Source organism: Neisseria sp. P0021.S007 (assembly GCF_051956855.1).
The window spans coordinates 1-442 of sequence record NZ_JBQCXA010001728.1 but is presented as its reverse complement, the minus strand read 5'-3'; the positions used below and the strand labels follow the sequence as shown (position 1 = coordinate 442).

The following is a 442-nucleotide window of genomic DNA, read 5'->3' as shown; positions in this document are numbered from 1 at the left end:
CGAAAAACACCAGAAACAAAGAAAAGAAAATCTTCACAGGAGAAGCATAAGACATCGACTATAAAAAATTATCCAAACCGCGGCCGCCATGTGGCTTGGTATGCAGAGGACAGCAGGCTATGTTACTGACCCTATCCTGTTCCGCATCCTGCCCAAAATGCTGGCAGGAGAAATTGCCGGCATTTTATTTGCTATTACAGCACTTTGTGGCGTAGTTATTTTTGGCGCAGCCTATGCCGTTTTCAGACGGCAACTTGCCTCCCTCTCTTGGTGGGTTTTGGTGCTTGGGCTACTCTTAGCCTGTAATCATCTTTTGGTTACGCCGGTTATCGAGGCACACAAGTACGGGCTGGATAACGGGCTCTTGTCTCTAGTAGGCGGTACATTCGGCATTTGGCATGGCTTATCCAGTATTATCTTTTTGATGTGTACGATACTGGCA

At 46.8% G+C, this 442-nt stretch carries 1 protein-coding gene; it reads left to right on the top strand.

Translation table 11 applies throughout. The features are described 5' to 3' along the window. Positions 1-88: 88 nt before the first annotated feature. Positions 89-442: DUF4149 domain-containing protein (locus ACTHUR_RS21155; protein WP_440400773.1), on the top strand; the 354-nt coding region annotated here is incomplete at its 3' end.